This window comes from Bacillus sonorensis NBRC 101234 = KCTC 13918 (assembly GCF_001592005.1).
Classification (GTDB): domain Bacteria; phylum Bacillota; class Bacilli; order Bacillales; family Bacillaceae; genus Bacillus; species Bacillus sonorensis.
The window spans coordinates 530,921-544,826 of record NZ_BCVZ01000002.1; the positions used below are offsets into that span (position 1 = coordinate 530,921).

General features: G+C 47.7%; 12 protein-coding genes and 1 pseudogene. 3 read left to right on the forward strand and 10 right to left on the reverse strand.

Going from position 1 to position 13,906, the window contains the following annotated elements; all coding sequences use genetic code 11:
* Positions 1–117: 117 nt before the first annotated feature.
* A complete protein-coding gene (locus BTR1S_RS05380; protein ID WP_034325860.1) occupies positions 118–1,557 on the reverse strand; it encodes an aminotransferase-like domain-containing protein in 1,440 nt (479 codons plus the stop codon).
* A 131-nt stretch (positions 1,558–1,688) separates the two neighbouring features.
* Here BTR1S_RS05380 and BTR1S_RS05385 point away from each other — a divergent pair, with 131 nt between their 5' ends.
* Positions 1,689–2,297: a LysE/ArgO family amino acid transporter gene (locus tag BTR1S_RS05385; protein WP_029418684.1), complete on the forward strand. Its 609-nt coding sequence runs from the start codon at positions 1,689–1,691 to the stop codon at positions 2,295–2,297.
* A gap of 214 nt (positions 2,298–2,511) precedes the next feature.
* Here the strand turns inward: BTR1S_RS05385 and iolX are convergent, their stop codons facing one another.
* The 4 genes from iolX to BTR1S_RS05405 all read right to left on the reverse strand — a co-directional run bounded on the left by iolX (position 2,512) and on the right by BTR1S_RS05405 (position 6,407).
* The gene (gene iolX / locus BTR1S_RS05390; RefSeq protein WP_029418685.1) at positions 2,512–3,540 is read right to left on the reverse strand and encodes a scyllo-inositol 2-dehydrogenase; all 1,029 of its coding nucleotides are present in this window, start codon (positions 3,538–3,540) and stop codon (positions 2,512–2,514) included.
* A gap of 324 nt (positions 3,541–3,864) precedes the next feature.
* On the reverse strand, positions 3,865–4,911 hold the full coding sequence (degA, locus tag BTR1S_RS05395; protein ID WP_029418686.1) for a transcriptional regulator DegA: 1,047 nt from the start codon (positions 4,909–4,911) through the stop codon (positions 3,865–3,867).
* Between the two features lie 46 nt (positions 4,912–4,957).
* Positions 4,958–5,527 (reverse strand): GNAT family N-acetyltransferase, encoded by a 570-nt coding sequence (locus tag BTR1S_RS05400; RefSeq protein ID WP_029418687.1) that lies wholly within the window; start codon positions 5,525–5,527, stop codon positions 4,958–4,960.
* A gap of 16 nt (positions 5,528–5,543) precedes the next feature.
* Complete coding sequence (locus BTR1S_RS05405; protein WP_029418688.1) at positions 5,544–6,407, reverse strand: AraC family transcriptional regulator; 864 nt, start codon at positions 6,405–6,407, stop codon at positions 5,544–5,546.
* A 119-nt stretch (positions 6,408–6,526) separates the two neighbouring features.
* Between BTR1S_RS05405 and BTR1S_RS05410 the strand changes: the two genes are divergently transcribed.
* On the forward strand, positions 6,527–7,867 hold the full coding sequence (locus BTR1S_RS05410) for an MATE family efflux transporter (RefSeq protein ID WP_029418689.1): 1,341 nt from the start codon (positions 6,527–6,529) through the stop codon (positions 7,865–7,867).
* Positions 7,868–8,131: 264 nt separating this feature from the next.
* On the opposite strand, the gene asnB is transcribed toward BTR1S_RS05410, so the two are convergent.
* Positions 8,132–9,973, reverse strand: a complete 1,842-nt coding sequence (asnB, locus tag BTR1S_RS05415) for an asparagine synthase (glutamine-hydrolyzing) (protein ID WP_029418690.1) — start codon at positions 9,971–9,973, stop codon at positions 8,132–8,134.
* 162 nt (positions 9,974–10,135) lie between these two features.
* Between asnB and BTR1S_RS05420 the strand changes: the two genes are divergently transcribed.
* Positions 10,136–10,702: a DUF2777 domain-containing protein gene (locus BTR1S_RS05420; RefSeq protein WP_029418691.1), complete on the forward strand. Its 567-nt coding sequence runs from the start codon at positions 10,136–10,138 to the stop codon at positions 10,700–10,702.
* 39 nt (positions 10,703–10,741) lie between these two features.
* On the opposite strand, the gene BTR1S_RS05425 is transcribed toward BTR1S_RS05420, so the two are convergent.
* The 4 genes and pseudogenes from BTR1S_RS05425 to BTR1S_RS22735 form a co-directional block, all read right to left on the reverse strand.
* The gene (locus tag BTR1S_RS05425; RefSeq protein WP_006636775.1) at positions 10,742–11,098 is read right to left on the reverse strand and encodes a YisL family protein; all 357 of its coding nucleotides are present in this window, start codon (positions 11,096–11,098) and stop codon (positions 10,742–10,744) included.
* 130 nt (positions 11,099–11,228) lie between these two features.
* The gene (gene rsgA, locus BTR1S_RS05430) at positions 11,229–12,287 is read right to left on the reverse strand and encodes a ribosome small subunit-dependent GTPase A (protein WP_029418692.1); all 1,059 of its coding nucleotides are present in this window, start codon (positions 12,285–12,287) and stop codon (positions 11,229–11,231) included.
* Between the two features lie 267 nt (positions 12,288–12,554).
* A complete protein-coding gene (locus BTR1S_RS05435; protein ID WP_006636773.1) occupies positions 12,555–13,472 on the reverse strand; it encodes a fumarylacetoacetate hydrolase family protein in 918 nt (305 codons plus the stop codon).
* A gap of 159 nt (positions 13,473–13,631) precedes the next feature.
* Positions 13,632–13,906 (reverse strand): annotated as a pseudogene (locus BTR1S_RS22735) (spore coat protein CotG); the annotation flags it as partial.

The window sequence follows — 13,906 nt, forward strand, 5'->3', positions numbered from 1 at the left end:
CGCAAGATAAAGGAATTTATTGGTTTTCTATCATGATTTATCAGGTTTAAAAAAGAAAAAAATATGGGGCAAACAGGAGGTTGGGGCCGGCTTGTATGCCGGCCTGTGGAGCTGGTGTCACATCAGTTCCCGCGCTAATTCGGCAATCGTCCGGATGCCTTTTTCAAGGTCGGACAATGAGGCATAGGAGTAGGAGAGCCTGATGCTTTGCCTTGCTTCTTGATCATAAAGCGTCCCCGGGTTGATCAGGATGTTTTTCTTCAATGCTTTTTCAAATAGCGTATGGATCTGCAGCGGTTTATGAAACGTGACCCAAATGTAAAATCCGCCGCTCGGTTTTTCCCAGCTGGCGATCCCTTCGCAGTGGGCCTCTAGGCAGCGCAGTGCCGTGTCGCGCCTTATTTTCAGTTTATTTCTGATCCGGGCGAGGTTCTTTTCATAAAGGCCGCTTTCCATCCACTTCGCGGCCGCCCATTGGGAAAGGGAGCTTGATCCGTAATCGGTTTGCATTTTAATGTCCGCCAGCCTTTCGATAACAGGTTCGGGGCCTGCCACCCAGCCGATGCGGAGACCGGGGCTGACGGTTTTCGACAATGTGCCGACATAAAGAACGTTACCGTCTTGATCGAATGCTTTCAGCGGCGGAGAAGGCGGACCATCGATCCATAAATCGCCGTATGCGTCATCCTCGATGATCGGAAGACATTGCTGTTTGCTGATGCGAATCAGCTCTTTTTTTCTTTCTTCCGTCATCTGTCTGCCTGTCGGGTTATGAAATGTCGGAATCGTATACAAAAGGTCTGCGCCGCATTGTTTTTTGCAGGCCGGAATGACGGCCGGGTCTAATCCCTTTTCATCCGCCGGAATCCCGCATAGCTTCATCTCCATCGATTGGAAAACGTGAAGCGAGTAAAGGTATGACGGCCTTTCCGTGAGCACGGCGGACTTTCGTTTCAGAAGACCGATCGATATGAGCTGGAGCGCCTGCAGGGCGCCGGAAACAATTAAAATGGAATCAGGCGAGACACTCACACCTTTTTGTTCGAGGCGATCCTTGATGACTTCCCTTGTATAGCGGTTTCCTTTTGGCTCTTCATAACCGAGGGTAAGTTTCTCAGCTTCAGCATGGCGAAGAATTGTTTTCATGTCCCGATAAGGCAGAAGTTCAGGAGACAGCTCTCCTGTTCCAAGTCTGATGATTTCTTTTTTGACCTCCTGCCGGTTGATTTCCTGGATTGTCAATGAATTCGGGCGGTGAATCCCTGACCGGACATAGCTGGTCCAATCGAGCGCCGGACCTGAAGCAAGCCCGCTCCATGTATATTTCGTCACTTTTGTGCCGCCTCCCCGTTTTCCCTCCAGCAGCCCTTCAGCGGTTAATTCATCTATCGCGGCGGTCACCGTGCTCCTGTTGACACAAAATATCGAGGCGAGTTTGCGCTGGGAAGGGATTTTTGTTCCGACAGGCCATTCTCCTTTGAGGATCTTTTCTTTGATGATCTGTTCAATTTGCTGATATAACGGGATGTCTGAGTTTCGGTCCAACTGGTTGTTCACTTTTTTTCGTTCAGCTCCTTTTTTCAAAACGTCATTTGGCTGGCTCCCCCATCCAGCCAAATGGCCGGAGACAATATATTCGTCTTACTCTACAATAAAACGGACGTGTTTTGAAAGGGGTTTTTATAGCAATGAACGCAAGTTTTCATGGAATGATTCTCGCTTTAGGACTGATTCTTCCTTTAGGAGCGCAAAACGTCTTCATCTTTCAGCAAGCCGCTGTTGCACATCGCTTATGGCGGGTGCTGCCGCTTGTGGTTTCCGCTTCCTTATGTGACACGCTTCTCATCATACTGGCTGTGACAGGAGTTTCTGCAGCCGTCCCCGGGATGCCTGCCGTAAAGATGATCTTGGTAGCAGCAGGCACCTGTTTTCTTTTTTATATGGGCTGGGTCACATGGAACAGCAAGCCTGCCAGTGGAAACAGCAATTCTGACGGTCTGACGGCAAAAAGGCAAATCGTTTTTGCAGTTGCCGTATCCTTATTCAACCCGCACGCAATACTTGATACTGTCGGTGTCATCGGCACCAATTCTTTAACATATGACGGCCAGGAAAGATGGCTGTTTACCGGATCGTGCATCTTTGTGTCATGGGTATGGTTTACAGCGCTGGCCGTTTTGGGGCGTATCCTCAGGCGTCTTGATTCCCGCGGGGCATGGCAGACCCTTTTCAATAAAGGATCCGCTCTTGTGATGTGGGTCCTTGCCGCATATCTTGGTATTTCATTATTTGCTTAAAGACAGCCGGCATGCCCTTTCGTATGCCGGTCTTTGAATAATTGAAGATCAGGCAGAGCACAATAGCATCTATCTGGAAAGCGTCTTCCCATCCGCCCTGGCTGGCAACGGTATTGGATGCGGACGGTTTCCCGGACTTGTGCGGCGTATGCGCTTTTGCTCATCAAACCAGCGACATACTTGTACTCGCCCAGGAAATCGACACACTCCTATTCTAAACCGGCATCTGCCCTGTTTGATTCTGAAGTTTTACAGGCCTGCCGCTTGCAAAAGATTCGGTTGCCGCGATCGCGATTTCCAAATTAATGGCTGCATCTTCTTCGGTTACGATCGGCTTCTTTTGATCACGGACGCATTCGGCAAAGTGCTCGAGCTCCAAACAATATGCTTCATGAAACCTCGTCTGAAAATCCGGCACGATGTCAAAGCTGCCGCCTTTTCCGGTCAGCATTGTAAGCGATTGGTTTCGGAGCGTCCCGATAAAAATACTGCCTTCGGTTCCGATGATTTCGGCGCGAATATCATAGCCGTAAGGAGAGTTTCGGCTTGCCTCCGTATCCCCGGCGGCGCCTGAATCAAATTCCATATAGGTGAGGGCCTGATCGACGTCCCCGCATTCGTCCATAAAGCCATGCTTTAAAATCCGCCCGTGCCCGGATACGGAAGTGATTTCCGCTCCCATTAAATAGCGGGCAATATCATAATCATGGATTGAACAATCGATAAAAATGCCGCCGCTGTTTTTAATAAATTCAGCTGGCGGGGAACCAAAGTCGCGCGTAAACCCTTTAAAATAGATCGGTTTGCCGATCTCGCCGGCATCGATTCTTTTTTTGGCATCCGCATATGCCGGATCAAACCGCCTCATAAATCCGACTTGGCAAATGACGCCGGTCTCCTTGATCTTCTTAACGATTTCTTTTGATTCATCAAGATGTAATGTCAGCGGCTTTTCGACAAAAATCTGTTTGCCGCAATCAGCCGCCTGTTTTATCATGTCCGCATGAGTGGTTGTCGGCGTGACAATGATAACTGCGTCTATATCCGGATCCTGGAGAAATTCATATGGGTCCGCAGACCATTTTTCGACGCCCAGCTCGGCGGCTGCCTGCTCAGCTCTGCCTTTCAGCGGATCGGCTACAGCCGCAAGCTGCGCGCCTTGCACAGCCGTTTTTAAGTTCTTCGCATGGTAATAGCCGAGCCTTCCCAATCCCAATACTGCACATCTCACGTTTTCTGACATGTTCAACTCCCCTTTGTGTCTGATTCATTTGACGGCATTTTTCTACAGGCTATCCCGCAGAAAAATGCCGTCTGTTTTGTAAGCGCTTCACTCCAACGGCGGAGACAGCCTTCTTTCGCCTGTGCAGCTATCCTAATAAAACGCTGCCGCCACATGCGAGAAAGCGCTTGCTCAACATCGGTTTTATTCTATCGCCGTTCATATACTTCTGCAACACTTTTTTCACTCCTCTCATTATATTTTTGCAAATGAGACAGAAAAAACAAACACCAATTCAGAGCAAGCGCTTGCACAAAATGCAGCCAAAAGGAGCCGCTTTGACAGTTAAAGCGGCTGCCTCTTTTCCGATATCTTTTCGTCGATTCGGAGCGGTGCGGTTGACTGTCTGATCACAAGTTCCGGGGTGAGAATCATTTTGCTTTTTGATTTTTTCTTGCCGTGAATGTCTTCGGCAAGCAGTTCAACAACGCGGCGCCCCATTTCTTCTATCGGCTGTGACACGGTTGTAAGCGGCGGGTCGATCATTTCCGCCAAAATCGTATTATCGAAGCCGATGACTGATAAATCCCCAGGCACTTTCAGCCCCCATTCCCTTGCCGTCTGGATCACGGCGCAGGCCAGCACATCATTGACGGCAAAAACGGCCGTCGGAACCTTCTGAGCGAACATGGCTGCGGCGGCTTCTTTACCGTTTTGAAGAGAAAAACCCGTTCCAGCCATCAGCGACTCATCGATTTCAATTCCCGCTTCATCCATTGCTTTTTTAAAGCCTTTCAGACGGTCTTTTTCACCTGTTGTCGATCCGTCGCCGATCAAGCAGGCGATCTTTTGATGGCCGAGCGAGATTAAATGTTTTGCAGCCAAATACCCGCCCATGACATCATCAATGACCACGACGTCCATCGGAAAAAGAGCGCGATCCTGCGAAATCATCACAAGCGGAATACCTTTTTCCACAATATCCTCAAGCGCGGCAAAGCTTTCTTTGTTTTCTATGCCTGTCGCAAAAATGATGCCGTCGACATTTTTTTGCCTCAGCACTGAAAAATACTTTGTTTCTTTTTCCGGATTCCTGTCCGTCGAACACATGATAATGCTGAACCCAAGCTCATCCGCCCGTTCTTCAACGCTTTTGGCCAGTTCTCCGAAAAAAGGGTTTGCGATATCGGGCGTCAAGAGGCCGATGATATTCGTACGCTTCCCGGTCAGCGCAGAAGCGTGGACATTCGGCTGATAATCAAGCTCTTTCATGACCTCCAGCACTTTTTGTCTTGTCGATTTGCTGATTCTCCCGGTATGATTGATCACCCGCGAAACTGTGGAAATAGAAACGCCGGCTGCTTCCGCTACATCATAAATGGTTTTTTTCATTTTGTCTTCCTCACCCGTATCCGCAATAAGATTTTCTAATATTCCATTATAGAGTGCGGCAGCCGTGTCCGCAAATCTGCTCCCACTCCTCTCTTAACATTCCGTACCTGATGGAATCATAATATGTTCCATTGTAATATCTGACTTTGCGAATACGCCCCTCCATCGTAAATCCCGCTTTTTCCGCGCACTTCATCATCCGCTGATTTCCAGACCAAGTGGTCATCCCGATTCTCGGAATATCCATGTTTTCAAACAAATAGCCGACCCACAGCTTCACGGCTTCAGTGCCGTAGCCGCCGTTCCAATAGAAAGGATCATAGATGACGATTCCACATTCAAGCCAGCGGGTCGGCCTGCATTCCCAATAGTAGGACACCGTCCCCTTCAAGACTCCGCCGATCTCTATCGCCGCATAGCGGGGAGGCTTATCTTTCAAAGCCGGCAAAAACGAATCGATGAAATATTGATACGGTTCAGGCTGCAGCGGAAAATAAGGCGCATCCCATTTTTTCCATTCAGGTTTTTTCACCCCATAGATCATGTTCCACAATCCAGGCAGGTCATCCATGGTGATCTGACGCAGTTTGACTTTTTCGCCATGTATAGGCGCCACGTGTTTCCCTCCTTTTTCATTCTATATTTCTCTTCATCATCTTTCGGTACTCGATGGGCGAAATTCCTTCCATTTGCTTGAAAAGCTTTGAAAAATACGTCGGATCATCAATGCCGACTTGTTCCGCGATTGATGACATTTTGTCATTTGTCACGGAAAGCAGCCGCTTCGCTTCAAGGATGCGCGCCTTATTGGCATACTGCCCCGGCGTCAGGCCGACCGCTTTTTGCATGCAGCGGGTAATGTAGTCCTGGTTGTAATGCAGAGCTTGCGCCAGTCGATCCATGCTCAGCTTTTCTTTATAATGGCGGTCAATATAGCGCTGCGCTTCTGACGCCACCCGTTCATTCGCGGAAGGAATGCGGAACGCCTCTTTCTGCAGGTGAATCAGCAGCTCTTCAAACAAAAGCTGCTTCCTCAAAGGCAAATCCGTATTCTCGGCTGTATCATCTATCAAACTTCTAAACTGCTTTTCAATAAACGTCTTTTGATCGACTTTTCCCTTCCTCGGAAGCCTCAGGCTGTATAAAGGGGGCGTCTCAAACGTTCCCTTCTCGAGCTTGAGCCCGGTCCAATTCTCACCTCCCTGATCCGCCAATTCGTATGATTTCTCTTGAAAGTGAAGCCAGAAATAATGGGTATCCTCATGACAGCCCTGATGGCCGTAATGCTTCAGCCCCGGTATGAGGATAATATATTCTCCTTCCCTGATGCGATAGGGCTTGCCGCCTTCCGTCAAAAACAGCTCCCCTTTTATAACATATAAAAGGTCAAAAACGGAATATTCACGTTTTATATGTTTTTCTCCTGTTTTGAACACGCCTTCCCCACAGGTGATTAAAACAGGCAGCGGCGGGATCTTGAAGATGATATGGTCCAATGTTCTCCCCCCTTTGATTTAGTCGGATTTCTCCAAGAAGTATCGGTTTCGTCTCTTTTTATTATAAAAAAATGGCGTTACACTATTAATCGGATTTTGAAAAGAAAGGGGTCACCGCCATGAAGAAAACAAACGTTCAAAACCTCTCTTTATTCGCTTTGACCTGGCCGATTTTTATTGAGGTTTCATTATATATGCTGATGGGCAACGCTGATACCCTGATGCTCAGCCAATATTCCGACGACAGCGTGGCAGCCGTCGGCGTCAGCAACCAAATGCTGAATCTGATCATCGTCATGTTTGGATTCATCGCAACAGGCACTACGGTCGTTATTTCACAATTTTTAGGATCACGGCAAAAAGCGGCAGCGATGGATGTCGGGCATGTTTCCATCAGCGCCAATTTTATCATCAGCCTGCTGATCAGCGCAGTCATTTTTGTTTTTGCAGAACCGCTTTTATTGATGATGGGCCTGTCAGCCGAACTGCTTGGTGAAGCAAAAATCTTTTTGCAAATCGTCGGCGGGCTGTCCTTCATTCAGGCTCTCATCATGACATTCAGCGCCATTTTGAAAAGCTACGGCCATACGAAGGATACGATGGCTGTCACGATCGGCATGAATATTTTAAATATCGCAGGCAACTATCTTGTTATTTTCGGGCCGTTCGGATTTCCGGTATTAGGCGTTACAGGGGTGGCGCTGTCTACTTCAACGGCGCGCATCATCGGCCTGTTTGCGATCGCTCTGCTCGTCAAAAAGCGCATTGGAATGCCGATCTTCTCAAAACGGCTTTTTTTCATTCAAAAAGGACATTTACAGAAGCTGCTCAAAATCGGCATCCCTTCGGCCGGCGAACAGCTTTCTTATAATGCGTCACAGATGATCATCACCTATTTTATCACGCTGATGGGCGCACAGGCGCTGACGACAAAAGTATATGCGCAAAATCTGATGATGTTTATCATGCTTTTTGGCACGGCGATCAGTCAGGGAACCCAAATTTTAATCGGACGCCATATCGGCGCCAAACAATTTGATGAAGCTTACAGCAGATGCCTGAAAAGTCTCTGGTGGGCGTTGGCGATTACGACCTTCACCTCCGTTCTCTTCGCCCTGTTTTCAAAACCGCTGATCGGCATCTTCAGTCAAAACCCAGATATTATCGCGACAGCCAGCATGTTAATCGTCATGACGATCATCCTTGAGCCCGGCCGTTCATTCAATGTGGTCATCATCAACTCTCTCAGGGCCGTCGGGGACGCAAAATATCCCGTCTATATGGCGATCATCTCTATGTGGGGGATCGGCCTGCCAATCGCTTATATTTTTGGCATTCAGCTCGAACTCGGGCTTGCGGGAATTTGGTTTTCGTTTATTGCCGATGAATGGGTTAGAGGGATTTTGATGTACAGAAGATGGAGATCAAAGATATGGCTGCAAAAAGGGTTTGCGGCTTAACCGGCTTTCAATCGAATGCCGGTTTTTCGTTATGAAAGCGCATATCTGCTGAAACATAAGAATGAGAGTTCCCAGATGATGGGCGGTGATGAAGGCATCGGCTCCGGTCCTTGACTACGCTGAACACGGCTCCTCGGCTTCCGAACATCAAGAAAGCTGCATGGCCGGCAGAACCTCCGATTTTGAAACGGGCCTTGTATCACAGTTACACCACTTAAAACCGAACAAATCCAATAAAAAAGCACCCGGCGGCCGCCGGGTGTTTTATTCATCAATATCGATCCTGTATGTCTCAAACCAGGTATGGATTTGGGCAAGATGCGCGATGAGCTGCGGGCCCTTCATCAATTGGCCGTACCATGGCACCTTGAAAGACGCGCCCTCCGTCTCGATCAGCTGATTCAGCTTTTTGTTGTCTAAAAAGGTGTGGAGAGCCGAATCTTTGTTCTTGAGCAGTGATGCCAGCCAGCGTTTAACCGCTTTTGTGTAAGCCGGGTGGTGTGTTTTTGGATACGGGCTTTTCTTGCGATATAAAATATCATCAGGCAAAATTCCTTCCATCGCTTTGCGGAAGACCCCTTTTTCCCGGTTTCCGTGCATTTTGAATTCCCACGGAATGTTCCAAACATATTCAACAAGCCTGTGATCGGCGAACGGCACCCGGACTTCCAGGCTCGCGCCCATGCTCATTCTGTCTTTCCGGTCAAGCAGAGTCGTCATAAACCAAAGCATATTTAAGTAAAAGAGTTCTCTTCTTCGCTTTTCCTCGCCCGTTTCCCCGTCTGCATGAGGCGTTTCCTTCACTGTTTCCTCATATCTGGCCGTCACATACTCCTTGAGTCCGATCTTTTTCTGCCAGTCGCTCCGCAAAAGCCCGATCCGTTCTTCCATCGATCTCATCCATGGGAAACCTTTCACATCTTCAGCCGAATGGAACCAAGGGTATCCGCCGAAAATTTCATCTGCACATTCCCCAGACAGACTCACGACAAAATCCTTTTTGATTTCTCTGCAAAACCAAAGCAATGATGAATCAACATCAGCCATCCCGGGCAAATCCCTGACAACCACTGCTTCCTCTAAATAGCCGGCCAGGTCCTCCTGGGAGATGACACAGTTATGATGAACGGTTCCGAAAGCATCAGACATTTTTCGAATCCACGGTCCATCGGCATTCGGCTGAAATAAACTTGATGTAAAATATTGCTCATTGTCCTCATAATCGACCGAAAACGTATGGAGCGGCGCCTCTCCTTCTTTTTCAAAATGCTTCGCTGCTGTTGCTGTAATGGCGCTTGAATCTACTCCTCCCGATAAAAACGTACACACAGGCACGTCTGAGACAAGCTGTCTTGTCACCGCATCTTCGAAAAGCGACCGTACATTCAGTACAGTGTCGGCAAAGCTGTCTGTATGCTTTTCGCTTTTGACGTTCCAATAGCGCCAGGTCGTCAAACCGTCTTTTGAAAACAGCATGGCGTGCCCGGGACGGATTTCTTTCATTCCTTTGAAGACCCCGCTTCCCGGCGTTCTTGACGGGCCGAGTCCAAAAATTTCGGCAAGGCCTTGACTGTCAACCTTCGCTTTTACCTCAGGATGAGCAAGAATCGCCTTGATTTCAGAACCGAACAGAAATGACGTGCCCTGCTCAAAATAAAACAGCGGTTTGACTCCGAGACGGTCCCGCGCCGCAAACAGAAGATCCCTTTTTTCGTCCCACACCGCAAAGGCGAAAATTCCATTCAGTCTGTGCACGCACTCTTCTTTCCATTCCATGTAGGAATGAAGCAAAACCTCTGTATCGGAATGGCTGTTAAATTGGTGTCCCAGCGCTTGAAGCTCTTTTCGCAAATCCTCTGTATTGTAAAGCTCTCCGTTATAGCAAATCGTGTAGGGATTCCCTTGATGTGTGCGGGTCATCGGCTGTTTGCCGCCTTCCAGATCCACAACGGCCAAACGCTTATGTCCGAATAAAACGTGATGCTTTCCCCAAATGTTTGTATCATCAGGCCCTCTTTTTGACAGCGTTTCAGTCATTTTCTCCATGATAGGCTGCTCTCGGACAAGCGGTTTTTTAAAATCCACCCACCCCGTAATTCCACACATTGTCGATCAGCTCCAATTCTAATGTTCTTTCTCTTTTTAGGCTTCACTTCCTTTGTCACTTTACTTATTTTATGCATCTTACAATAATAGTTGAATTGTCCATCAGAGACTTGTATGAGACAAGCCTGTTTTGGAAAAAAAGAAGAAGGAAAGGAGACAGACATGGACACTGGACGAGAGATGCGGATTTATGAAGAAAGTCGCAAATGGATTTACGGCACCGTTATCATGGAGGATGGCATCTGCCTGATCGAAAATGAGGAGGGGGATTTATTTTTGTTTGAAAGTCTGAAAAGCCCCGCCGTCTTTGTCAAACTTGACGGCGACTGGGTGAAAGCAGAGCTTTTCGATCAATTCGCCGTTACAGAAAAACACGGAAACATTGCATTAACGGGCGGGGAGGCGCTCCGCTACCTGAAAACCGTCAAACAGGCTTTTTTGGATTTTTTGAATGATTTGGACGATGGGCAGTTTTACGCTTTTTTGGATCAGCTGAACAGCCTCGGATTTTCTGTGTTTGACTGTGTCTACGCATATAACGGATTGAGCTTTTTGACAGATGCGGAGTGTGCAAAAGGCGTATCGTTTTACCAATTTTCAACCGATGTGAAGCAATGCGCACTTCAGCATCATTACGAACGGAACGGGGAGAGAAAAGACAGGTTTGAATGGACGGCATCTGACGGGACGCGAATCGTGACGATTTCCGCATACAAGCCTCCTACATAAAAAAACACCAGTTCCAACAAACAGAACTGGTGCCTGTGATCAAAAGATCTTAAAGCCTAAAGGAAGACGAAGTCCGAGCGCGATCGTCAACAACAGGACGACAATGAAGCCGATCCAAATCCCGGTCATGCCTTTATCTTTTTTCTTGCGGATCAACAGCATCTCCATCAAACCGACTGTCACGAGGCCGAGTATGGCCTTTGCTATGTATTCCCCATTCCATGCCGTGAACATAAACAAGAGCTGTGCTCCGGTTATGATGATTAAGATATAGAATAAGCGGAGAATCATGTGCGTGATTTTTGCACCTTTGCTGTTTCCTGCAGAATAAAGTCCGTAAGCAACGATCACTAAAATGAGCGCGATGACCCATGTCGTGATATGCATATGCGTCATATCAAATTTCCCCCTATCGGATCAGGTATCGCTCTTATATTATCATGAACCCGTCCATTAAACAAAAAATGTGAACGCTGTCATAAGGATGCGGGAGGCGCTGCATTCACCATCAGCGCCTCTTTCTCAGCTATCTTTTTTTATGGTTTTTCATGCTTTTCGAAATCTGCTTCCAGCGGTTTTTTTCTTGTTTCATCGCCCGTTTATCTTTTTTTCTCGCAAGGTATTCGAGCTCTTTTTTCAGCTTCACGTAGCTCTGTAAGCGATGGCGGTCCAAGCTCCCTTCCAGAATGGCTGTTTGAACGGCGCAGCCGGGTTCTTGATCATGGCGGCAATCCGAAAATTTGCAGCTTTTCGCCAGCTGTTCAATATCGGCAAAGCTTTCGCGGAAGCCTTCTTCAGATTCCCAAAGCTCAAGCGCCCTCATGCCCGGCGTGTCGATTACATTTCCTCCATCGGGAAGCATAAACAGCTCCCTGTGCGTGGTCGTATGCCGCCCTTTGTCATCGCCTTCACGGACCGCTTGAACGGCCTGGCGGTCCTCTTTCAAAAAGAAATTAATGATGGTCGATTTTCCGACCCCTGAAGAGCCTAACAGCGCCACCGTCTCTCCTTCTCTGATATACCGCCTCAGCTCATTCATACCCATGCCCTCATGTGTACTGATGACATGGATGGGCACACCAAGCGCGACAGATTCAGCCTGTCTGACCCTTTCCTCAATCCGGCCCTCGATGTCCGCTTTGCTCAGCACGATGACCGGATTGGCGCCGCTTTCCCAAGCCAGCAATAAATAGCGTTCCATTCTTCTCATATTGAAATCCTGGTTGAGTGCACTGACGAGAAACACCGTGTTTACGTTAGCCGCCGTGATTTGTTCCACCGTTGGATCACCCGCTGCCTTCCGCGAGAATTGGCTGAAGCGTGGAACAATATCCACGATCGTTCCTTTTTGTTCGCCTTCCCGCGGACGCATATACACCCAATCCCCCACAGCAGGGTAATCTCCGCTGCTTTCCGCTTCAAATCTCAGCCTGCCGGACATTTCGGCAAGCCATTCTCCATGCCCGGTAAACACCCGGTACATCCGCTTATGCACAAGAGCGACTCTCCCAAGCACAAGTCCGTTTTCTTTCATATCCTTTAAAGCATCGCTAATATATTTCACACCTAATCTTGTTAGATTCAATTTCGTTTCCTCCCATTGTCTGATGATGTATCAAAAGAAAAAAGAGCCTAAGACAAGGCTCTTTTTTTGCGCTCTATCAAGCAAAGCAAAAAATCCATGAGCCGCACCGGCAGCCCATGGAATAGAATATCACCAGATCAACAAAAGAGAATCGGTTAATGAATTGACATGGGCTGCGCTATGAAAAGTGGACTGGCAAACATCACAATCGCTTTTCTCATCGCACATCCCTCATTTCCGTAAATTTGATATCTCCAGTATACAAAATCATCCATCAGATGACAACACTTTATTTGAAAGCGTCCCGATCGGCTCGATCGTAATATCAACCTGATCCCCTTCATGAAGAAACCGCGGCGGATGAAATCCATTGCCGACCCCGGACGGCGTCCCCGTCGCAATGATATCCCCGGCTTCAAGCGTCATTCCTTTGGACAGCGTCTCAATGATTTCAGCAATCGGAAATATCATATCTTTCGTGCAGCCGGACTGGCGGAGCGCCCCATTGACGCGCGTTTCCACTTTCAGCTGTTGAGGATCCTCAATCATTGACTTATGTACGAGATACGGCCCCATCGGACAGGTGGCATCAAGGCTTTTTCCAATAAAAAACTGCTTATGGCGCTTTTGCAGATCACGCGCTGTCACATCGTTGACGATCGTGTAGCCGAACACATAGTCGAGCGCTTCTTCTTTCGGAATGCGTCTGCCCGTTTTGCCGATGACCACCGCCAGCTCTCCTTCATAATCAAGCGCATCTGTCACGCCTTTGTGTGCATCAATGTCTTCCATGTGTCCGATCACTGATGTCGGCGCTTTTGTAAAGACCATGATATGCTCGGGAATATCCGCTTCGCTTCCCATTTCAATCGCATGGTCCCGATAATTTTTCCCGATGCAAAAGACGTTTTTCCGCGGCTTGGGAATGGGCGCAAGCAGTTTGACATCTGAGAGCGGATAAATATAAGAACCGCTTTCTTCAGTATGCTTCTTCTTTGACCATTCAACAAGCTGCTCAACATGGCGGACAAACTTGTCCCCCTCACTTACACATTCAATGAGTGTTTCAGGTATGGTCTCAAGCTCAAACAGCTTTTTTTCGGCTTTCTGCAAATCCATGATTTTATCGCCCATCACAAGTCCCACAAATATTCGGCTGTGCAGCCCTGCTGTCGCAAACTTCATTCATATTCCCCCGCACGTTATGATTTCATCTTCACTTCTTTTCTAAATATTCTCTAAAAAATGAAAAAATCCTTTCTGCCCTCTAAAAACCCATTCAAAAGTCCCGGCCTCTCATTCCTAAAAAAGAATAGCGGCTCACATTGCAGTAAGCCGCTTTGATTACACTTTGCGATATTTGACTTCCGTTACATTCCCCTCATACCATTCGGTGTATTTTTCATAGCCGCTTTTCGAACTCTTATGATGTTTTTTCTTATCGTAGTGGTGATATTCCCACCGTTTGTGGCGACATTTCGGCTTTTTATCCGGTTTTTTGCTTTTATCATGCTTTTTGCAGTCATCCGGCTTTTTGCTTTTGTCATGATGCGGCTTTTTGCTTTTATCATGTTTTTTACAGTCATCCGGTTTTTTGCTTTTGTCATGATGCGGCTTTT

Coding starts and splice junctions, on each gene's coding strand:
- BTR1S_RS05425 (WP_006636775.1), bottom strand. CDS start 11,098: ATGACGCATATGCATATCACGACATGGGTCATCGCGCTCATTTTAGTG.
- BTR1S_RS05410 (WP_029418689.1), top strand. CDS start 6,527: ATGAAGAAAACAAACGTTCAAAACCTCTCTTTATTCGCTTTGACCTGG.
- BTR1S_RS05435 (WP_006636773.1), bottom strand. CDS start 13,472: ATGAAGTTTGCGACAGCAGGGCTGCACAGCCGAATATTTGTGGGACTT.
- BTR1S_RS05385 (WP_029418684.1), top strand. CDS start 1,689: ATGAACGCAAGTTTTCATGGAATGATTCTCGCTTTAGGACTGATTCTT.
- iolX (WP_029418685.1), bottom strand. CDS start 3,540: ATGTCAGAAAACGTGAGATGTGCAGTATTGGGATTGGGAAGGCTCGGC.
- asnB (WP_029418690.1), bottom strand. CDS start 9,973: ATGTGTGGAATTACGGGGTGGGTGGATTTTAAAAAACCGCTTGTCCGA.
- BTR1S_RS05420 (WP_029418691.1), top strand. CDS start 10,136: ATGGACACTGGACGAGAGATGCGGATTTATGAAGAAAGTCGCAAATGG.
- degA (WP_029418686.1), bottom strand. CDS start 4,911: ATGAAAAAAACCATTTATGATGTAGCGGAAGCAGCCGGCGTTTCTATT.